The sequence below is a fragment of the Stenotrophomonas sp. SMYL20 genome (assembly GCF_036320045.1).
Classification (GTDB): Bacteria; Pseudomonadota; Gammaproteobacteria; order Xanthomonadales; family Xanthomonadaceae; genus Stenotrophomonas; species Stenotrophomonas maltophilia_A.
Map to the genome: position 1 here is coordinate 312,216 of NZ_JAWIRT010000001.1, position 21,147 is coordinate 333,362.

Consider the following 21,147-nt stretch of genomic DNA (forward strand, 5'->3'; position numbering starts at 1 on the left):
TTGTGAGTTACCGGGGGTGGAGCCCTTTCCCACCGGGAAAGGGATCCGACCCCTGACGCATGGAAAGTGATGCAATTCTCACTTCATAATCGGGCACAGTGGCCGATATCCCCATCGAGCCTCGCGCCAACGCGTGCTGGCGCCCGCCCCTGACCGTAGATTCCATGTCCGACGGCAACGACACTGCAGTGCATGATGTCCACGCGGCTGATGCCGCTGACGAACGTTTCCTGGTCCGTAATCCGCGCCAGCTGCGGCAGCTGTTGCGATCGCTGATCGACCAGCGATCACTGATCAATGCGCATATCGACGGCCGCGACCGCTCGTTCCCGACCGCGCTGCTTGAACTCGACGAGGACGACGACACCCTGCTGCTCGATGGCAGCCCGCAGGAGGCGTCCAACCGCGCCGCCGAACAGGCCGACCATCTGCTGTGCTTTGCCCAGCTCGAACGCGTGCTGGTACGGTTCCGCCTGCAGGCACTGCAGCGTGTGGACAACGACGGCCACGTCGCCTTCCGTGCCCCTCTGCCGATTGAACTGGTCCATCTGCAACGACGTGAGATGTACCGGCTGGAGACGCCAGTCACCGATTCGCCCCAGCTGCTGATCCCCGCCGGCGAGAGCCGTGCCGAAGCGCTCTCGATGCGGGTGGTGGACATCAGCGGCGGCGGCCTGGCGGTGGCCGTACCTACCGACTGCGCGGTGTTCAGCCTGCAGAAGCGCTACCCGGCGATGCTGTCGCTGCCCGACGGCCCCGACCTGGAGATCGAGCTGGTCGTCTGCAACCTGCTGCCGCAGCGCCAACCCAATGGTATCGAGATCAAGCGCGTGGGCATGCGCTTCGACATCCTGCCGCGTGGCGCCGACAGTGCCATCCAGCGCTACATCTTCCGCATCGACCGCCAGCGCAAGGCGCGCCGCAACGGCGAGCTGTAAGGCCTCCCGACCGGTAGTGGCGGGCGCGGGGCGGCCCACGGGGGGCCCACCCGCTGTGCCGGGGGGGGGGCGCCCGGCGGGGCCCGCACCGGCGTCGTGACCGCCCCCCCCCCCGGTCGGGCCGGCCGCGGCCCGGCAATGGCCGCATCCACATTGTTGCCAGGTTGCCGGCCAGCGGCCGGCACTAGCGCTTCCCGTGTAGATCCACGCCATGCGTGGATGCCCCCATCTTCCCCGGTAGATCCACGCCATGCTTGGATGCCTTCCCCCGGCACCTAAAGTCCCCCGACGAGGGGCCGATATCGAGCCTGACACCGGGACTTCCGGCAGAACCAGGACCCCTCGATGAACGACAAGACCAGCTCCGCCGCCAGCGCCGGTGGCGAATTCCTCAGCTTCACCCTCGGTGCCGAGCACTACGGCGTGGACATCCTCAAGGTCCAGGAAATCCGCGGCTATGACGCGGTGACCCGGGTCCCGGATGCACCGGACTACATCAAGGGCGTGATCAACCTGCGCGGCACCATCGTCCCGGTGATCGACCTGCGCCTGAAGCTGCGCCTGGACGATGCCCGCTACGACGCCTTCACCGTGATGATCGTGCTGAACGTCGACGACCGCGTGGTCGGCATCGTCGTCGACAGCGTCTCGGACGTGATCCCGCTGTCGGCCGAGCAGATCCGCCCGACCCCGGAATTCGGCGCCGCCGTCGATACCCGCTTCATCTCCGGCATCGGCACGCAGGACGACCGCATGCTGATCCTGCTCGACATCGAGACCCTGCTGGACAGCGCCGACATGGGCCAGGCCAGCGTCGTTGAAGACGCCGCTGCCTGATCGAACGGACCTGCTTCACGTTCTGGTCACAAAACCCTTCAGTTCCCTCCGGCAGTGCCGATAGGGGGACAGAAGCCGGTCGCGCAGGAGCGCGCAGAACCGGAACGACCATCACCATCCCCGGAGATACACCTCGATGAAGTCCCTGCTTGCGTTCGTTTCGGCCGCTGTCCTGGCCACCACTGCTTCCGCCGCGTTCGCCCAGTCGGCCGACATGATCCCGCCGGAACTGGCACCGCGCTCGGTCGGCAAGGACGGCATGGTCTGCGGCAAGGTCGAGAAGGCCCGCTACGCAGAAGGTTCCGAAGGCCAGCCGACCTTCCTGTACATGGGCGGCGCCTTCCCGCGCCACACCTTCTCGGCCCGCATCGCTGGCGAGAACCGCGGCAAGTTCTCCTTCCCGCTGGAAACCCTGGAAGGCAAGACCGTCTGCGTGATCGGCAAGATCCAGCGCGACGCCTCGCGCGCCGAAATCGAAGTCAGCTCGCCGGCCGGCCTGAAGCTGGCCAACATCAAGTAATCCGCTGTCCGTCGAACCACGCCGGACCTGGTGCCGGCGTGGTTTCTGCTGCAACCGGGCCCGATGCCCGGGCGCGTCTGCCTTAGGAGCTCGCAACGCCCATGCCGTGGATCAACAACCTGAAACTGATGCCGAAGCTGCTGCTGACCTTCGGTGTCCTCCTGCTGGTGATGCTGCTGCAGGGTATCGTCGCCTATCGCGGCCTGCACTCGCTGAACAACGTCACCACCGAGCTGGCGGGTTCTCGCATGGAGAGCATCCGCATGGCCGGCGAGATGCGCGGCATGCTGGGTGAATACCGCAACGCCGCCTACCAGCAGCTGATCCGCGCCAGTGACGACGTCAAGGCTGATGCACGCAAGCAGACCGTCGAGCTGCGTACCAGCATGGACAAGTCGATCAAGGACTATCCGAAGCTGGTCGACAACGCACAGCAGAAGAAGCTGTTCGACACCTTCGCCAAGGAATGGAAGGACGCCCTGGCCTCCTATGACAGCGTCACCGAGATGCTGGAACTGGACCTGCCGGACGACGCCATCGATACCTTCGTCGGCGAGACCCGCACCAAGCACCGCAAGGCCGCTTCGGCGCTGGAAGCGCTGATCGCCGAAGACAACCGCCTCGCCCGCGCCTCGCGCGAAGAGGCCGAATCCACCTACTCCGCCTCGGCCGTGCTGACCGTGATCGCTCTGCTGGGCGGCGCCGCACTCGGCCTGGTGCTGGTCTGGCTGTTTGCCCGTGCCCTGGTCGGCAGCGTGCGCGGCGCCGTCTCGGTTGCCAACGATGTGGCCGGCGGCAAGCTCGATGGCCACATCGACGTCAGCCGCCAGGACGAAGTGGGCGAACTGATGCAGGCGATGCAGCGCATGCAGCGCGACCTGCGCGAGCGCACCGAAACCGACCAGGCCATCGCCCGCGAGAACCTGCGCATCCGCACCGCGCTGGACTACAGCTCCACCGGCGTGTACCTGACCGACACCAGCAATACCATCGTCTACACCAATCGCGCCCTGCAGCAGACCCTGAGCCAGTACCAGGACGACGTGCGCCGCGACCTGCCGGACTTCGACGCGCAGGCCTCGCTGATCGGCAAGCCGGTCACTGTGCTGGAGCATCGCGGCGAGATGGACCAGACCCTGCTGGGCAACCTGAAGGCACACGGCGTCGCCCGTCGCCCGATGCAGTACGGCGATGCCCAGTTCGCCCAGGTGGTTTCCACCATCCGCAATGAAGGCGGCGACACCGTCGGCTACGTGGTGGAATGGCGCGACCGCACCCAGGAAGCGCAGGTGGAAGCCGAAGTGGCCCGCGTGATCGCCCAGGCTGCTGCCGGCGACCTGTCCGGCCGCATCGATTCCAGCGACAAGGAAGGCTTCTTCCTGCAGCTGGCCCAGCAGATCAACGGCCTGCTCGACGCCAACGCCGGCAGCATCGAACAGATCTCCGGCCTGCTCGCCGCACTGTCGCAGGGTGACCTGACCGTGCGCATGCACGGCGACTACCAGGGTGTGTTCGCCCGTATGCGAGACGACGCCAACGCGACCGCCGCGCAGCTGAGCGAGATCGTCACCCGCATCAAGCAGTCCAGCCGCGCGATCAGCTCGGCCGCCGGCGAGATCGCCTCGGGCAACAGTGACCTGTCGCGCCGCACCGAGCAGCAGGCGGCCAACCTGGAAGAAACCGCCGCCTCGATGGAGGAGCTGACCTCGACCGTTCGCCAGAACGCCGAGCATGCCCGCCAGGCCAACCAGCTCGCCATCGGCGCGCATGGCGTCGCCTCGCAGGGCGGTGAAGTCGTCGGCCAAGTGGTCACCACCATGTCGGCCATCGAAGCCTCGTCGAAGAAGATCGCCGAGATCATCAGCGTCATCGACGGCATCGCCTTCCAGACCAACATCCTGGCACTGAATGCCGCGGTTGAGGCCGCGCGTGCCGGTGAACAGGGCCGTGGCTTCGCCGTGGTCGCCAGCGAAGTGCGTACTCTCGCCCAGCGCTCGGCCGCTGCCGCCAAGGAGATCAAGGGCCTGATCGACGACTCCGTCGGCAAGGTCAACGACGGCTCGGCGCTGGTGCACAAGGCCGGCGCGACCATGGGCGAGATCGTTGCATCGGTGCAGCGCGTGACCGACATCATGGCCGAGATCTCCGCGGCTTCGCAGGAACAGAGTGCTGGCATCGAGCAGGTCAACCAGACCGTGGTGCAGATGGACGAAACCACCCAGCAGAACGCCGCGCTGGTGGAAGAAGCCACCGCCGCCGCACGCGCAATGGAAGAACAGGCCGGTCACCTCAGCGAGGCCGTGTCGATCTTCGTGGTGGATGAAGCCGAGACCCTGGTTGCCCCGCGCATCGCCGCTGCCCCGGCCCCGCGTGCTGCCGCACCTGCCGCACCTGCCGCACCGACCCCGGTCGCCCCGCCAGCCCGCCGCAGCACCGGTGGTCGTCCGATGGCCACCGAACTGGCTGATGGAGACTGGCAGGAGTTCTGATGCCTGCCTGACTGACGTACGAGAACGCCCTGGCCCTGCGCTGGGGCGTTTTTGTTTACGGGGTATCTGGATATCCAGCCAACGGCGAAGCCCCTCGGGGTGGTCGCGGTAGGCGCGTGGCTACTGAGGGTTGGCCGGGAGGGTGGGCTGCGCAGGGGCCGCTGCAAGTACGTCCATGTAAGCTCGGTCGCCGCATCCATGCGGCTTACGCCCCTGCGCAGCCCACCCTCCCGGCCACGGACAGTTTCCGTGCGCGTCCACCCCGGATTGAAGAAAGAAGAGCAAGAGCAACAGCACCGCTTCCGGGTTCAGATTCGCTTTCCGCAGGAAAACGGATCTGCCCCCTCTTCCCACTTGGAAACCCAACGCTCTTGCCGTCCGTCACAGGAATGCCGAGAGGGCTGGGTCGGGCTGGGCTGGCGGGACCGTTGGCGCCATGGATGGCGCCATCGAGCCCCCAAGGGTGAGGGCGCTTTGCTTGCGAAGCACTGCTTCGCAAGCGCCCGAACGCCCAGCCGCCAGCGGCTGGGCCGGACCGCGGAGCGGGGTTTACGGCGTGTCCCGCCAGCCCACCCCGATCCAGCCACCCACTGAAAATTCAGAGCCGACCAACCGCCGTTGCTGTTGCTGTTGCTGTTGCTTCAAAAGCCTGCCGCAGGCAGCGCCGCAGCCGCCGCTGCAAGGAAACCTGAATACGTTCGGACACCGCACCTCAATCCCCCGCCCGCGCGGCCGATAACGGGGTTGTCACCGCTTGTCCCGCTGTGACCGGCACGGCGCCGCCCGCCCGCTTCGACCTGGTCCTGCTCGATGAATCTCATGCATCGCTGGCAACACTACTTCAGCAACCTCTCCGTCCGGCGCAAGCTCAACCTGCTGACGCTGCTCATCGCGCTTGGCGTGATCGCGCTCTCGGTGATCGCCGCCCGCATGCAGTACCTCGACCTGACCGAGACCCGCAAGACCGCTCTGAAGACCCAGGTCGAACTCAGCTACGGCATCCTCCAGCACTACCATCGCCTGGCCGGTACCGGCGAGCTCAGCGAGGACGCTGCCAAGGCCGCCGCCCTGCAGGCGCTGGAAGTGATGCGCGCCGATAACGATGCCTACTACTTCAACATCTACGACACCGGCTACCGCCTGCTGATGCACCCGTTCCGCAAGGACCTGGTCGGCAAGGACATGAAGGATTTCCGCACCGACGACGGCGTGCGCATCTACTACGACCAGGTGGAAGCAGCCAAGGCCGGTGGCGGCTTCGTCAACTACCGCTGGGCCAAGCCCGGCAGCAAGGGCGAGGTCGAGAAGGTGGCTTACGCCGGCCTGTTCGCGCCCTGGAACTGGGTGGTCAGCAGTGGCGTCTACATGGACGACGTGCAGAAGCAGGCACTGGTGTTCACCGCCATCATGGCCGTCTCCGGTGGCGTGCTGGTACTGATCGTGCTGGCCCTGAGCTGGCTCATCGGCAACCGCATCGCCATACCGCTGAAGCAGGCAACGGCCGTCGCCGAGGGTATCGCCCGCGGCAAGCTGGACAGCCACATCGGCCCGCAGCCGCATGACGAGACCGGCCGCCTGCTGGACGCCATGTCCGGCATGCAGCAGCAGCTGCACGCGGTGATCAGCGGCCAGCGCGAGATGGCGCGTCGCCACGACGGCGGCGAACTGAGCTACCGCATCGATGCCAGCGCCTTCCCCGGCGAGTACGGGCTGATGGTGCAGGAAACCAATGCCCTGGTCGGCGGCCACGTGCAGACCCTGCACGATGTGCTGGACGTGGTGCAGCAGTACGCGGTGGGCGATCTGAGCCGCGACGTCGCGCGCTACCCCGGCGAGAAGGCCGCGATGACCACCACCGTCGACACGGTCAAGGCCAACCTCGGCCGCATCAACGCCGAGATCAAGCAGCTGGCCAGTGCCGCCGCCGCAGGCGACTTCAGCCGCCGTGGCGACGCGCAGCGCTTCGATCACGATTTCCGCCTGATGCTGGAAAACCTCAACGCGATGATGGCGGTCAGCGATGACAACCTCGGCAAGCTCTCGCAGCTGCTGTCGGCCATCGCCGAAGGCGACCTGACCGCGCGCATGCACGGCGACTACCAGGGCGTGTTCGCACGCATGCGGGACGACGCCAACACCACCGTCACCCAGCTGACCCAGATCGTCGGCCAGATCCAGGCCAGCGCCGGCAGCATCACCCTGGCCGCCGGTGAGATCGCTTCGGGCAACAGTGATCTATCGCGCCGTACCGAGCAGCAGGCCGCCAATCTGGAAGAAACCGCCGCGTCCATGGAGGAACTGACCTCCACCGTGCGCCAGAACGCCGAGCACGCCCGCCAGGCCAATCAGCTGGCGATCGGCGCGCAGGGTGTTGCTTCTCAAGGCGGCAGCGTGGTCGGCCAGGTGGTCAACACCATGTCGGCCATCGAAGCCTCGTCGAAGAAGATCGCCGAGATCATCTCGGTCATCGACGGCATCGCCTTCCAGACCAACATCCTGGCGCTGAACGCCGCAGTGGAAGCCGCACGTGCCGGCGAACAGGGCCGTGGCTTCGCCGTGGTCGCCAGTGAAGTGCGCACCCTCGCCCAGCGCTCGGCCGCTGCCGCCAAGGAGATCAAGGGCCTGATCGATGATTCGGTCGGCAAGGTCGCCGAAGGTTCCAGCCTGGTACACCAGGCCGGTAGCACCATGGGCGAGATCGTCGCCTCGGTGCAGCGCGTGACCGACATCATGGCCGAGATCTCCGCGGCTTCGCAGGAGCAGTCGGCCGGCATCGAGCAGGTCAACCAGACCGTGGTGCAGATGGACGAAACCACCCAGCAGAATGCTGCGCTGGTGGAAGAAGCCACCGCCGCCGCACGTGCGATGGAAGAACAGGCTGGCCAGCTGGCCGACGCCGTGGCGATCTTCCGCCTGGACAACCAGGTCTCGGCCGCGATGAAGGCGGTGGCCGCGCGTGTCGAGCCGGTGCATGTTGCCGCCGCCGTGGCGCGTCCGCGGCCGGCTCCGACGCCAGCACCGGTACGCCGCACCGGCAGCAACGCCAGCACCTTCGTCGCCAGCGACAGCGACTGGCAGGAATTCTGAGACCCACCCGCGGCGGCTTCGGCCGCCGCCTCTGCCGATGGACACGTCCCCCGTGCAAAGTCCTACTCCCATCGTCACCGGCCCACGCGAATTCGAGTTCGCCGACCGTGATTTCCGCCGCGTCTGCGACCTGATCTACCAGCGCGTGGGCATCGCCCTCGCCCCGGCAAAGCGCGACATGGTCTATGGCCGCCTGTCGCGCCGCCTGCGCACGCTGGGCATGCGCAGCTTCCAGCAGTATCTGGACCATCTGGAGCAGGAAGACGGTGACGAGTGGCAGGCGTTCACCAACGCACTGACCACCAACCTGACCTCGTTCTTCCGTGAGCCGCACCACTTCGACAAGCTGCGCGAGGAGCTGCAGCAGCGCTCCAGCCGCACGCCGCTGTTGCTGTGGTCGTGCGCCGCCTCCACCGGCGAAGAGCCCTACTCGATGGCGATCACCGCCTGCGAAGCCTTCGGCACCCTGAAGCCACCGGTACGCATCATCGCCACCGACGTCGATACCCAGGTGCTGGCCACCGCCGGCCGTGGCGTCTACAACATCGACCGCGTCACCAGCCTCGATCCGGATCTGCGCCGCCGCTACTTCCAGCGCGGCAGCGGCCCCAACGAGGGCCAGTGCCGCGTGCTGCCGGCGCTGCGCGAGCTGATCGAGTTCCGCCCATTGAACCTGCTTGCCCCGCGCTATGACGTCGGCGGCCCGTTCGACGCACTGTTCTGCCGCAACGTGATGATCTACTTCGACAAGCCGACCCAGCGCGCGATCCTCGGCCGGCTGGTACAGCACCTGTCCGACGATGGCCTGCTCTACACCGGCCACTCGGAGAACTACCTGCACGCCGCCGACCTGATCCAGCCCTGCGGGCGCACCCTGTACCGCCGTGCGGCAAAGGCAGGCGCATGAACGCATCGCTGCGCACCGATGATGTGATGCGCTACCAGGACGCGCGCTTCAAGACCATTGCGGCAAAGCTGCTGCCGACCCAGTACCTGGTGGTCGACGACACCACCGCGCTGACCACCACGCTGGGCTCCTGCGTGGCCGCCTGCCTGCGCGACCCGGTGCTGAAGATCGGCGGCATGAACCATTTCCTGTTGCCCGAGGGCAACGCCGGCGACGGCGCGCCCGCGCGTTACGGCAGCTACGCGATGGAACTGCTGATCAACGACATGCTCAAGCGTGGCGCCCACCGCAAGCGCATCGAGGCCAAGGTGTTCGGCGGTGCCAACGTGCTGAAGGGTTTCACCAGCAACCCGGTCGGTACCCGCAACGCCGAGTTCGTGCGCCAGTACCTGCAGGCCGAGCACATCCCGATCATTGCCGAGGACCTGTGCGGCATCCATCCGCGCAAGATCTGGTTCTTCGCCGATACTGGCCGCGTGGTAGTGCAGCGCCTGCCGCATGCCCATGAGGCCGAAGTGGCCGCGACCGAATCGGCGGTGCGTGCACGCCTGTCCAAGGCCCCGGTCACCGGCGGCGTGGAGCTGTTCGAATGACCCTGACCGGCAACGCCCCCTGCCGGGTCCTGATCGTCGACGACTCCGCCGTCGTGCGCCAGATGCTCACCGAGATCCTGTCCAGCGATCCGTCCATCGACGTGGTCGGCACCGCCGCGGACCCGCTGCTGGCACGCGAGAAGATCAAGCGCCTGGCCCCCGACGTGATCACGCTGGACGTGGAAATGCCGCGCATGGACGGCCTGGCGTTTCTGGAAAACCTGATGCGCCTGCACCCGCTGCCGGTGGTGATGATCTCCTCGCTGACCGAGCGCGGCGCCGACACCACCCTGCAGGCACTGGCGCTGGGCGCGGTGGACTTCGTCTCCAAGCCGAAACTGGACGTGGCGCGCGGCCTGCAGGCCTACGCCGACGAGATCATCGCCAAAGTGAAGATGGCGGCGCGTTCGCGTGTGCGCCCGCTGGTGCGCGCTGCCGCACCGAAGCTCCTGCTGGACGCCTCCCCAGCGACGCGTCCCGCCACGCCCCAGTTCCGCACCACCGACCGGCTGATCGCGATCGGCTCATCGGCCGGTGGCACCGAGGCCCTGCGTGTAGTGCTGGAAGGCATGCCCGCCGACGGCCCGGCCGTGGTGATGACCCAGCACCTGCCGGCCAGCTTCAGCAGCGCCTTCGCCGAACGCCTGGACCGGCACTCGGCGATGGCCGTGCGCGAGGCCAGCGACGGCGAAGCCGTGCTGCCCGGCCACGCTTACCTGCCACCGGGTGGCAAGCACCTGCGCATCATCCGCGACGGTGCGCGCTGGCGCTGCCGGGTCGACGACGGCCCGGCCGTGAACCGGCACAAGCCCGCGGTGGATGTGCTGTTCCGCTCGGTCGCGCAGAACGCCGGCGGCAACGCCATCGGTGCCATTCTCACCGGCATGGGCGATGACGGTGCGCGCGGCCTGCTGGAGATGCGCCAGGCCGGCGCACCGACACTGGTGCAGGACGAGGCCACCAGCGTGGTCTGGGGCATGCCCGGTGCCGCGTTCAAGCTCGGCGCCGCCGAGGAGCAGGTGCCGCTGGAACGGATTGCCGAGCGGTTGCTGGCCCTGGCCCGCGGCTGATTGCGTGCCCCCGCTCAAGGGCTCGCGCGCGCAGTAGATCCATGCCATGCGTGGATGCCGTTGTAGAGTCGAGCCACGCTCGACTCATCGCGCATGGCGCGAACAGCAGCCACGCGTGGATTCGGCACTACAGGCCATCAGGCAACAAAAAAACCCCGGCTTTCACCGGGGGGGGCTTCGTTTCAACGCGCTACCCGCATGTGTGCTTTGATAGCGGTATTGCACAAGGAACGCTGCACATGATCAAAGGCATATGGAAGGCCGCCCTGGCGACCGTACTGCTTTCATTGCCACTGGCACCCGCCGGCGCCAGTGGCGATCTGTTCTACTTCGAGGCCAAGCAAGGTGATGTGTTCTTCATGCTGATGCTGGTGGGTCGCGAAGACCCCGGCGCGGTAAGCGTCAGCTGGAAAGGCGCGTCGATCCCGCCGTACCCCAACGTGCATCGCCGCTACTACATCGAATTCAACCGCGCAAAGCGCCAGGCCTATGTGCGTCCACATAGCCGTGATGGATTGCCCTGGTTCGAGATGGATGTTTCCGGTGAGCGCGGCAACGTGCTGATCGGCGGCCGTCGGCTGGAAGGCAGCGCGGACTGGACCATTCAGTAGCGCCGTAAGCCTAACCGTTCCGTTGTTGCCCAAACGCCAAAATCTGCCATTTGGATCGCGCCAGGCTCCAGCGATCCCGCCAGTCACTGCTCCGGCTATCGGTTGGGACGGGGATGCAGACGCCCCAGAACGGTCCCGTCAAGCTTGATCAGCTCCAAGGTCTGGTCTGTCTTCAATGTCTCAAACAGACCATCCGTACGAGAATGAACCGATAGAAATCCCTGTTCGAACAGCGTCGTTCCTGTGTCTGGGTCAAGAAAGTTAACCGTAACATCACCGGCGCTGTTTCGCTCACGCACGAAAACCAAGCCATTCGAAACACTCACGTAGCCGTAGCGTGGCGCAAGCCTCCATCGTCCCGACTCATCCAGAAGCCCCCAGCGACCACGCAGTGAGAGGGCGTAGACCCTCGTTCCATCCGCCAAGAGCGCCGGTGAGGGAGTATGCGGCGTGAAATCAGCCAGCGCATTACCGCGCAGATCGAGTATGTGATACCCGGGGTCATATCCCGGCCGTTCAAATGCCGCGACCAGATTCGGACCCAATGGTTGTATCCGGCGGTAGCGAGGAGGAATCAGCCAAGCGCCAGCGGCATCTATTAAACCCCAGCCTTCATCGGCTTCCGCCAGCAGCAGTTGGTCATCCAGTCCTGCCTCGGCTTGAAAAGGCGCAAGTTGGCGGTACTGGGAGGACGAGATGCTGGCATCTTCCAGCATCATGAAACGCACCCCCGCTTCGCCGGGCTTTCGATACTGGACCATCCTGCGATTCAACGGATGCAGGTCCGCATTGTGTTGCGCGGAGCGCGGCAATCCATCCAGGCCTACTACGTATTCGTCATCCTCCGAACCGAAGATTACGTAGCCCACACCTTCAGCGCGCTCGTCTGTCTCCATACAAAGGCCTGTAGGCGCCGGGAACAGCTGCCCAGTTCGCGTGAAATGCAGGCACGCACCGTCTTCGGCTACCGCAGAAAGCAGGTACTCACCCCGACCAAACTTGAACCGGTATCGACCCATGGGCGCCACTTGCACCCCATGGGGATCCAACACCGTGTCATTCCCGCCTTGGGTGGCGAGCGCGAAACCCGACCTGTTGAACGTCATCTGGTCGTAGTCCTGACGCCCTATGCCTGCCAGCGATCGATCAACCAGGCCAAAGTTGACACCATCGCGCGAAGCGATGGCCACGTCCCCCTCATGACCCAAGGGACCAAAACTACCGAAGACACTGAAAACGGGACCGGACCTGCCCTTTGCGTCAAGGAAGCGGGTCGTACAGCGCTGCTTCTCACTGTTGCAGAGTTCTACAGCCGGGTTTCCAGCCCAGGACGCCGAGCGCAGGAGATCGATCTCGCCTTTCTGCTCAAACCGACGCACCAATCGGCCTCATGCATTGAAGAAGTCGATTCGCGTATACGCCTTGGGCGGGCTCCGCAGCAGCACCTTGGCCTCGATCACCCCGTTGCCATGTACCTCAACCGAGTCGTAATGCGCTTCAAGGACGATACGCCCTTCTGAATTCATGACGCCCCTGTTCTCCCCCCTTTCGAAGACCGCCACCCCATTTTTGAAGGGGCGGAGGTATTGCATTCCCCAATGCTCGGCCAGTTGCCGGCCCGTGCCATCCAGCACCACGCAGCGGCCCTCATGACAGAGGCCGTGGCGTGTAGTCCTGTCGAAACGTGGCGGCGGCTCGGTGGGCTGTAGCATTGCAGCCGCCGGCGTTGCCCCTGCTGATGGCGCAATGGTCAGAAGTACAGAGGCCAGCAGAATGCCCAAGGCCTGGGTGGTGACGGTGCGGCGATGGGTAGGACTGGGAGGCAGCAGGAATGAGCGGCGCATCTCAGGCAAGACCGAAACGGGGGGCATCCACGGTAGGCGCCATGCATCTCCACTGAAATACAACTTCTACGAAAGTGCCCCGTCCACAAAAAACCCCCGGTTTTCACCGGGGGTTCTTCGTTTACATCATCAACCGATCAGCAGTATCAGGCAGCAACCGTCTTGGCCACGTCCTGGTATTCCTCGATCTGGTCGAAGTTCATGTAGCGGTAGATCTCCGCACCATTGGCGTTGATCACGCCAATGTCCGCCATGTACTCCTCCTTGGTCGGGATGCGGCCCAGGCGCGAGCAGATCGCCGCCAGTTCTGCCGAACCCAGGTACACGTTGGTGTTGCGGCCCAGGCGGTTCGGGAAGTTGCGGGTCGAGGTCGACATCGCGGTGGAGCCTTCGCGGATCTGCGCCTGGTTGCCCATGCACAGCGAGCAGCCCGGCATTTCCATGCGTGCACCGGTGGCGCCGAAGGTGCCGTACACGCCTTCCTTGGTCAGCTCCGAGGCATCCATCTTGGTCGGCGGGGCCACCCACAGGCGGGTCGGGAGGTCGCGCTTGCCTTCCAGCAGCTTGGCAGCCGCGCGGAAGTGACCGATGTTGGTCATGCACGAACCGATGAACACTTCGTCGATCTTGGCACCAGCGACTTCAGACAGGGTCTTCACGTCGTCCGGGTCGTTCGGGCAGGCCACGATCGGCTCGTGGATGTCGGCCAGGTCGATCTCGATGACGGCAGCGTATTCGGCGTCGGCATCCGGCTCCAGCAGCTCCGGGTTGGCCAGCCACGCTTCCATCTTCTCGATACGGCGCTGCAGCGAACGCGGGTCCTGGTAACCCTCGGCGATCATCCACTTCAGCAGGGTGATGTTGCTGTTGAGGTACTCGATGATCGGCTCCTTGTTCAGGCGCACCGAGCAACCGGCCGCCGAACGCTCGGCCGAGGCGTCGGACAGTTCGAACGCCTGCTCGACCTTCAGCTCCGGCAGGCCTTCGATTTCCAGGATGCGGCCGGAGAAGATGTTCTTCTTGCCAGCCTTGGCCACGGTCAGCAGGCCCGACTTGATCGCGTACAGCGGGATCGCGTTGACCAGGTCACGCAGGGTCACGCCCGGCTGCATCTTGCCCTTGAAGCGCACCAGCACCGACTCCGGCATGTCCAGCGGCATCACGCCGGTGGCAGCGGCGAAGGCAACCAGGCCCGAACCGGCCGGGAACGAAATGCCCACCGGGAAACGGGTGTGCGAGTCACCACCGGTACCGACGGTGTCCGGCAGCAGCATGCGGTTGAGCCAGCTGTGGATCACGCCGTCGCCGGGGCGCAGCGACACGCCGCCACGGGTGGAGATGAACTCCGGCAGGGTGTGGTGGGTCTTCACGTCCACCGGCTTCGGGTAAGCGGCGGTGTGGCAGAACGACTGCATCACCAGGTCGGCCGAGAAGCCCAGGCAGGCCAGGTCCTTCAGCTCGTCACGGGTCATCGGGCCGGTGGTGTCCTGCGAGCCGACCGAGGTCATCTTCGGTTCGCAGTAGGTGCCCGGGCGCATGCCCTGGCCTTCCGGCAGGCCACAGGCACGGCCGACCATTTTCTGCGCCAGCGAGAAGCCCTTGCCGGTATCGACCGGCTGCACCGGCAGGCGGAACAGGTCGGTCGGGGCCAGGCCCAGCGCTTCACGCGCCTTGCCGGTCAGGCCACGGCCGATGATCAGCGGAATGCGGCCACCGGCGCGCACTTCGTCGAACAGCACTTCGGACTTGACCTGGAACTCGGCGATCACTTCACCGTTCTTCAGCGCCTTGCCTTCGTACGGACGCAGCTCGACCACATCGCCGTGCTCCATCTTCGACACGTCCAGCTCGATCGGCAGTGCACCGGCATCTTCCATGGTGTTGTAGAAGATCGGGGCGATCTTCGAACCCAGGCAGACGCCACCGGCGCGCTTGTTCGGGATGAACGGAATGTCATCGCCGGTCCACCACAGCACGCTGTTGGTGGCCGACTTGCGCGAGGAACCGGTGCCGACCACGTCGCCAACGTAGGCGACCAGGTGACCCTTGTCCTTCAGGTCGAGGATCTGCTGGATCGGGCCGCGCTTGCCGTCTTCTTCCGGGGTGAACGGCGCGTCGTCGCGCTTGTTCTTCAGCATCGCCAGGGCGTGCATCGGGATGTCCGGGCGGGTGGTCGCGTCCGGCGCCGGCGACAGGTCGTCGGTGTTGGTTTCGCCCGGCACCTTGAACACGGTGACGGTCAGGCTCTGCGGCACTTCCGGGTTGCTGGTGAACCACTCGGCGTCGGCCCAGCTCTGCAGCACGGCCTGGGCGTTGGCGTTGCCGGCCTTGGCCTTTTCCTGCACGTCATGGAAGGCATCGAACACCAGCAGGGTCTTCTTCAGACCGTTGGCGGCGATGGTGCCGACGCTGGCATCGTCCAGCAGCTGCACCAGCGGGGCGACGTTGTAACCGCCGAGCATGGTACCCAGCAGTTCGGTGGCGCGCTCACGGCTGATCAGCGGGTTCTGCTCGCTGCCCAGGGCGATCGCCGCCAGGTACGAGGCCTTGACCTTGGCCGCGTCATCGACGCCGGCCGGCACGCGGTGGGTCAGCAGGTCGAGCAGGAACTCGGCCTCGCCCTGCGGCGGGTTCTTCAGCAGTTCGATAACATCGGCCGTCTGCTGCGCGCTCAGCGGCAGCGGCGGGATGCCAAGCGCAGCGCGCTCGGCGACGTGGTGGCGGTAGGCTTCCAACATGACAACTCCCGGGTAATGCGTAGGTTGAAAAAAAGTGGGCTCAGGCTTGCGGCACGATCAGCTTCAGGCCCTTGAAGTAGTCGCGGTAAAACGTGTCGTTCCAGGTGATCAGGCCATCGCACTGCAGCAGTGCGTGGGCGCCGACCATGAATTCGTCCAGGCTGCGGCGGCTGCCGCTGCGCTGGCGGTGGCGGCGGTGCATCTCGCCGGCGCGCAGCGCCGACTTGGCTTCCATCGGGTTGAAGTGCACGCCCATTTCTTCCAGCGCTTCGAGCACCTCGGCACCGCCACGCAGCGATGCGCAGACCTCGGCCAGGGTCGCGCCGCAGACCACCACGCGGCCACCGACCAGGCTCTGCCTGAGGATGGCTTCCACGGCATCGGCCTGCGGGCCATTGCTGAGCAGCTCGACCAGCACCGGAGAGTCGACGGCGATCATCACGGCTTATTCCTCGTCACGCACCGCACGTACCGCTGCGTCGGACGATTCGAAACCGTCCAGCGCGAACTTGCCGCGCGCCCGTGAAATGGCATCGTCAACACTCTTGCGCAGGATGATGCGGCTGCCGTCCAGCTCGACCTTCAGCAGCGTGCCCTTGGTCAGGCCGAGGGCATCACGCACCGCCTTGGGCAGGGTGATCTGTCCGCGTTCTGCAACAGTGGCTTCCATCGGTAGGCCCTCCAGAGTATGCACAAATTATACATACTTCCCCGGGCATACTTCCACCCTGAACAGGACCGGCACCCCGCCAGCCCTTGCCTCGCAAAGGATCGGCCACAAACGTGACATACGCCATACACCTTCCCCTGTAGTCTGGAACCGATGCCGCAGGCCGGAACCCGGCCCGGGTGAATCCATTCAGTTTCGGGTTCATACTGGAACCACCGGGGCCGTCAGGCCCGCGGCGACCGCAAGCAGGTCCGCCCATGCGCGGGCCACTGCAAGCCATCCGCAAGAAGGAGTTACCCCGCATGAGCGATTCGTTCTCCACCCGCAGCCAGCTGAACGTCGGCGGCAAGACCTACGACTACTTCAGCCTGCCCACGCTGGGCCAGCGCTTCGATATCTCCCACCTGCCCTACTCGATGAAGATCCTGCTGGAGAACCTGCTCCGGCACGAGGACGGCGGCATCACCGTCGGCAAGGACCACATCGAAGCCGTGGCCCGCTGGAACCCGGCGGCCGAGCCGGACACCGAAATCGCCTTCATGCCGGCGCGCGTGGTCCTGCAGGACTTCACCGGCGTGCCCTGCGTGGTCGACCTCGCCGCGATGCGCGACGCGGTGGTCAAGCTCGGCGGCTCGCCTGAGCAGATCAACCCGCAGATTCCCTCCGAACTGGTCATCGACCACTCGGTGCAGGTCGACGTGTTCGGCAAGCCGGACGCGCTGGACCTCAACGGCAAAATCGAGTTCCAGCGCAACCAGGAACGCTACGGCTTCCTGCGCTGGGGCCAGAAGGCCTTCGACAACTTCAAGGTGGTGCCGCCGAACACCGGCATCGTCCACCAGGTGAACCTGGAGAACCTGGCCCGCGTGGTGATGACGGCGGACAAGGACGGCAAGGCGGTCGCCTACCCCGATACCGTGTTCGGTACCGACAGCCACACCACGATGATCAACGGCATCGGCGTGCTGGGCTGGGGCGTGGGCGGCATCGAAGCGGAGGCGGCCATGCTAGGCCAGCCGTCGTCGATGCTGATCCCGCAGGTGGTCGGCTTCAAGCTGACCGGCAAGCTGCCCGAAGGCGCCACCGCCACCGACCTGGTGCTGACCGTCACCCAGATGCTGCGCAAGCTGGGCGTGGTCGGCAAGTTCGTCGAGTTCTACGGTGACGGCCTGCAGCACCTGCCGCTGGCCGACCGCGCCACCATTGGCAACATGGCCCCGGAATACGGCGCCACCTGCGGCATCTTCCCGATCGACGCCGAGTCGCTGAACTACCTGCGCCTGTCCGGCCGCAGCGAAGAGCAGATCGATCTGGTTGAAGCCTATGCCAAGGCGCAGGGCCTGTGGCACGAACCGGGCAGCCCGCACGCGCAGTACAGCACCACGCTGGAACTGGACATGGGCACGGTGAAGCCGTCGCTGGCCGGCCCGAAGCGTCCGCAGGACCGCGTGCTGCTGGAAGACGTGCAGAAGAACTACCGCGAAGCCCTGGTTGGCCTGACCACCAACCGTGACAAGCGCAGCGACGATGTCTCCTCGTTCGTCAACGAAGGCGGCGGTGCGGCGGTCGGCAACGAGCAGCTGGCCAAGGGCTACGCGGACATCGAAATCGAGAACCGCAAGGTCCGCCTGAAGGACGGCGCGGTGGTCATCGCTGCCATCACCTCCTGCACCAACACCTCCAACCCGGCGGTGATGATCGGTGCGGGCCTGCTGGCCCGCAACGCGGCCGCCAAGGGCCTGAACCGCCAGCCGTGGGTGAAGACCTCGCTCGGCCCAGGTTCGCGCGTGGTCACCGACTATCTGGAAAAGGCCGGCGTACTGAAGGAGCTGGAGAAGATCGGCTTCTACGTGGTCGGCTACGGCTGCACCACCTGCATCGGCAACTCCGGCCCGCTGCCGACCGAAGTCAGCGCCGGCATCGCCACCGGCGATCTGGTGGTTACCTCGGTGCTGTCCGGCAACCGCAACTTCGAGGGCCGCGTGCACCCCGAAGTGAAGATGAACTACCTGGCCAGCCCACCACTGGTGGTGGCCTATGCCATCGCCGGCACCACCGACATCGACCTGACCACCCAGCCGCTGGGTACCGGCAGCGATGGCCAGCCGGTGTTCCTGCGCGACATCTGGCCGAGCAACAAGGAAATCGGCGACGTCATCGCTGCCACCATCGGCCCGGAGATGTTCAAGCAGAACTACGCCGACGTGTTCAAGGGCGATACCCGCTGGAACACCATCGCTTCGCCGGACGGCAACCTGTACGAGTGGAGCGATGCCTCCACCTACATCAAGAACCCGCCGTACTTCGATGGCATGACCATGCAGACCGGCAGCATCGACGATGTGCACGGTGCACGCGTGATGGGCCTGTTCGGCGATTCGATCACCACCGACCACATCTCCCCGGCCGGCAACATCAAGAAGGACTCGCCGGCAGGCCGCTTCCTGCAGGAGCGCGGCGTGCAGCCGGCCGACTTCAACAGCTACGGCAGCCGCCGCGGCAACGATGACGTGATGGTCCGCGGCACCTTCGCCAACATCCGCATCAAGAACCTGATGTTCGGTGGCGAGGAAGGCGGCAACACCCTGTACTACCCGGCCGGCGGCGGCCAGCCGGAAAAGCTGGCGATCTACGATGCGGCCATGAAGTACAAGGCTGACAAGGTGCCGCTGGTGGTGCTGGCCGGCAAGGAATACGGCACCGGCTCGTCGCGTGACTGGGCGGCCAAGGGCACCCTGCTGCTGGGGGTGAAGGCGGTCATCGCAGAGAGCTTCGAGCGCATCCACCGCTCCAACCTGGTCGGCATGGGCGTGCTGCCGCTGCAGTTCCGCAACGGTGAAAACGCACAGAGCCTGGGCCTGGACGGTTCGGAAGTAATCGACATCACCGGCCTGCAGGACGGTGCCAGCAAGCGTGCCACCGTCACCGCGACCAAGGCCGACGGCACCAAGAAGACCTTCGAAGTCTCGGTGATGCTGCTGACCCCGAAGGAAGTCGAGTACTTCCGCCATGGCGGCCTGCTGCAGTACGTGCTGCGCCAGCTGGCCAGCAAGTAACGCCGCACTCTCGGTAGAGTCGACTGCTGGTCGACTACGCTACAAAAGGGCCGGATCCTCACGGATCCGGCCCTTCCTGTTTCTCCGCAGCCAGGCATGGCCTGGCTCTACTGCGTCACCGACGGCATCGGGATAGATGCCAGGTGCCCGATCACCGCCGCGGTGCGTCCGGGTCGGTGCGCAGGGCCTTCAGCAGGCCCCACATGTAGAACGCCAGGGTGAACGAGAACGGCAGGCCGCACAGCACCACCGCGGTCTGCATCGCACTGAAGTTGCCGGCCAGCAGCAGGCCGACGCTGGCCACGGTGATGCCGGCCGCCCAGAACACGCGCAGCCAGATCGGCGCGTCGTGGCCGTCCTCCACGCCATCGTCGACGCGACGCGTGCACAGGTTGGCGATCATCAGCGTGCCCGAATCGACCGGAGTCAGGAACAGCACGAAGCCGATCACCACTGCGGCGCCGGCCACGTACGGCGCGGCGGGCAGGTACTCCAGCAGCTTGAACAGCGTCATCGCCGCATCATGCTGGGCCACGTCACCCAGGATCGCCTGGCCGTGGTTGAGCACCAGGTCGATAGCCGTGTTGCCGAAGATCGACAGCCACGCCAGGGTGAAGCCGAGCGGGATCAGCAGGACGCCCATGATCACTTCACGGATGGTGCGGCCACGCGAGATGCGCGCCACGAAAAGACCGACGAACGGCGCCCAGGCGATCCACCACGCCCAGTAGAACAGCGTCCACGAGCCCATCCACTCACGGCCCTTCGGGTCGTTGAGGTACATGTCGAAGCTCTTGCGCACGAATGCGCCGAGATAATCGCCGGTGTTCTGGATCAGACCATCGAACAGGTGCAGGGTCGGGCCGGTGACCAGCACGAACAGCAGCAGGCCGCACAGCAGGCGCACGTTGAGGTTGGAGAGCCAGGCAATGCCCTTCTCCACACCCGCCACCACGCCGATGGTGGCCACCACCATCATCACCAGCACAATTGCCACCAGCACCTGCGGCGTATCCGGAATGTGGAACAGGTAGACCAGGCCGGACTGCACCACCAGCGCGCCGATGCCGAGGTTGGTCACCATCGAGATCAGCGTGGCAAGGATGCCGAAGCCATCGACCATGTCGCCGATGCGGCCATGGATGCGCTCACCGAAGATCGGGTACAGCGCCGAACGCAGCGCCAGCGGCAGGTCGCGGCGGTAGGCGAAATAGCCCAGCGCCACGCCGACCAGCGCATACAGCGCCCAGCCGTGCAGGCCCCAGTGCAGGAAGGTCAGCACCATCGCCTCGCGGCCGGCGGCCACGGTCCCGCCGGGCTGCCCGGGCGGATTGAGGAAATGGTCCAGCGGCTCGTAGGCGCCGTAGTACAGCAGCGCGATGCCGATGCCGGCCGAGAACAGCATCGACACCCAGGCCACGTAGCCGAACGCCGGTGATTCCTCGTTGTGGCCCAGGCGGATGCGGCCATACGGTGAGAACGCCAGCCACAGCACGAAGCCCAGGCACAGCACGATCAGCAGCATGTACCACCAGCCGAACGCCGCCGAGACTTCGGCCTGCGCCCACTGCAGCCAGTGCTCGCTGCTTTCGGGATAAAGAACGGTGAGCAGCCCGAGGATGCCGATCGACACCGAAGAGCTGAAGAAGACAAAACGGTTCAAGCGCAGGGGCGAACGCTTGGGATGAGCCAGGGAAGACATGGGATCGTCTCATCAAGTCCGAGGGGGCACATGGGCGGGGCCGGACCGGTAAACCGGGCCCATGGCGTGGGGCGCGAGCGCATCC

16 protein-coding genes are annotated in these 21,147 nt (G+C 65.6%); 10 read left to right on the forward strand and 6 right to left on the reverse strand.

Annotated elements, in window-relative coordinates:
• Window positions 1-164 precede the first annotated feature (164 nt).
• From V3B48_RS01470 to V3B48_RS01510, 9 genes are all read left to right on the forward strand, one after another.
• The gene (locus tag V3B48_RS01470; protein WP_049401200.1) at window positions 165-938 is read left to right on the forward strand and encodes a flagellar brake protein; all 774 of its coding nucleotides are present in this window, start codon (window positions 165-167) and stop codon (window positions 936-938) included.
• A gap of 345 nt (window positions 939-1,283) precedes the next feature.
• Entirely contained in the window at window positions 1,284-1,775 is a 492-nt protein-coding gene (locus V3B48_RS01475) for a chemotaxis protein CheW (RefSeq protein WP_049401162.1), read from the forward strand.
• Window positions 1,776-1,911: 136 nt separating this feature from the next.
• Entirely contained in the window at window positions 1,912-2,295 is a 384-nt protein-coding gene (locus tag V3B48_RS01480; RefSeq protein WP_010482470.1) for a hypothetical protein, read from the forward strand.
• 101 nt (window positions 2,296-2,396) lie between these two features.
• Entirely contained in the window at window positions 2,397-4,784 is a 2,388-nt protein-coding gene (locus V3B48_RS01485) for a methyl-accepting chemotaxis protein (RefSeq protein WP_329893024.1), read from the forward strand.
• An 810-nt stretch (window positions 4,785-5,594) separates the two neighbouring features.
• Complete coding sequence (locus V3B48_RS01490) at window positions 5,595-7,871, forward strand: methyl-accepting chemotaxis protein (RefSeq protein ID WP_329893025.1); 2,277 nt, start codon at window positions 5,595-5,597, stop codon at window positions 7,869-7,871.
• A gap of 37 nt (window positions 7,872-7,908) precedes the next feature.
• The gene (locus V3B48_RS01495; protein WP_050509861.1) at window positions 7,909-8,778 is read left to right on the forward strand and encodes a CheR family methyltransferase; all 870 of its coding nucleotides are present in this window, start codon (window positions 7,909-7,911) and stop codon (window positions 8,776-8,778) included.
• Window positions 8,775-9,371 carry a chemoreceptor glutamine deamidase CheD gene (cheD, locus tag V3B48_RS01500; protein ID WP_008264676.1) on the forward strand — a complete coding sequence of 199 codons (597 nt, stop codon included), beginning with the start codon at window positions 8,775-8,777 and terminating at the stop codon, window positions 9,369-9,371. The genes V3B48_RS01495 and cheD overlap by 4 nt, the downstream gene beginning before the upstream one ends.
• On the forward strand, window positions 9,368-10,441 hold the full coding sequence (locus V3B48_RS01505) for a chemotaxis response regulator protein-glutamate methylesterase (protein WP_329893026.1): 1,074 nt from the start codon (window positions 9,368-9,370) through the stop codon (window positions 10,439-10,441). Before cheD ends, V3B48_RS01505 begins: the two co-directional genes overlap by 4 nt.
• A gap of 239 nt (window positions 10,442-10,680) precedes the next feature.
• Complete coding sequence (locus V3B48_RS01510; RefSeq protein ID WP_329893027.1) at window positions 10,681-11,052, forward strand: hypothetical protein; 372 nt, start codon at window positions 10,681-10,683, stop codon at window positions 11,050-11,052.
• Between the two features lie 95 nt (window positions 11,053-11,147).
• Here the strand turns inward: V3B48_RS01510 and V3B48_RS01515 are convergent, their stop codons facing one another.
• From V3B48_RS01515 to V3B48_RS01535, 5 genes are all read right to left on the reverse strand, one after another.
• A complete protein-coding gene (locus V3B48_RS01515; protein ID WP_329893028.1) occupies window positions 11,148-12,242 on the reverse strand; it encodes a WG repeat-containing protein in 1,095 nt (364 codons plus the stop codon).
• Between the two features lie 198 nt (window positions 12,243-12,440).
• Complete coding sequence (locus V3B48_RS01520) at window positions 12,441-12,896, reverse strand: hypothetical protein (RefSeq protein ID WP_329893029.1); 456 nt, start codon at window positions 12,894-12,896, stop codon at window positions 12,441-12,443.
• Between the two features lie 146 nt (window positions 12,897-13,042).
• A complete protein-coding gene (gene acnB, locus V3B48_RS01525; protein ID WP_049463414.1) occupies window positions 13,043-15,634 on the reverse strand; it encodes a bifunctional aconitate hydratase 2/2-methylisocitrate dehydratase in 2,592 nt (863 codons plus the stop codon).
• 40 nt (window positions 15,635-15,674) lie between these two features.
• The gene (locus V3B48_RS01530; protein ID WP_008267153.1) at window positions 15,675-16,073 is read right to left on the reverse strand and encodes a type II toxin-antitoxin system VapC family toxin; all 399 of its coding nucleotides are present in this window, start codon (window positions 16,071-16,073) and stop codon (window positions 15,675-15,677) included.
• A gap of 6 nt (window positions 16,074-16,079) precedes the next feature.
• Window positions 16,080-16,304 (reverse strand): AbrB/MazE/SpoVT family DNA-binding domain-containing protein, encoded by a 225-nt coding sequence (locus V3B48_RS01535; protein WP_005409505.1) that lies wholly within the window; start codon window positions 16,302-16,304, stop codon window positions 16,080-16,082.
• Window positions 16,305-16,606: 302 nt separating this feature from the next.
• On the opposite strand from V3B48_RS01535, the gene acnA reads away from it, so the two are divergent.
• Window positions 16,607-19,360 carry an aconitate hydratase AcnA gene (gene acnA / locus V3B48_RS01540; RefSeq protein ID WP_329893030.1) on the forward strand — a complete coding sequence of 918 codons (2,754 nt, stop codon included), beginning with the start codon at window positions 16,607-16,609 and terminating at the stop codon, window positions 19,358-19,360.
• 151 nt (window positions 19,361-19,511) lie between these two features.
• Here acnA and V3B48_RS01545 read toward each other — a convergent pair whose 3' ends face one another.
• Entirely contained in the window at window positions 19,512-21,062 is a 1,551-nt protein-coding gene (locus V3B48_RS01545; protein ID WP_032129837.1) for a BCCT family transporter, read from the reverse strand.
• Window positions 21,063-21,147 lie beyond the last annotated feature (85 nt).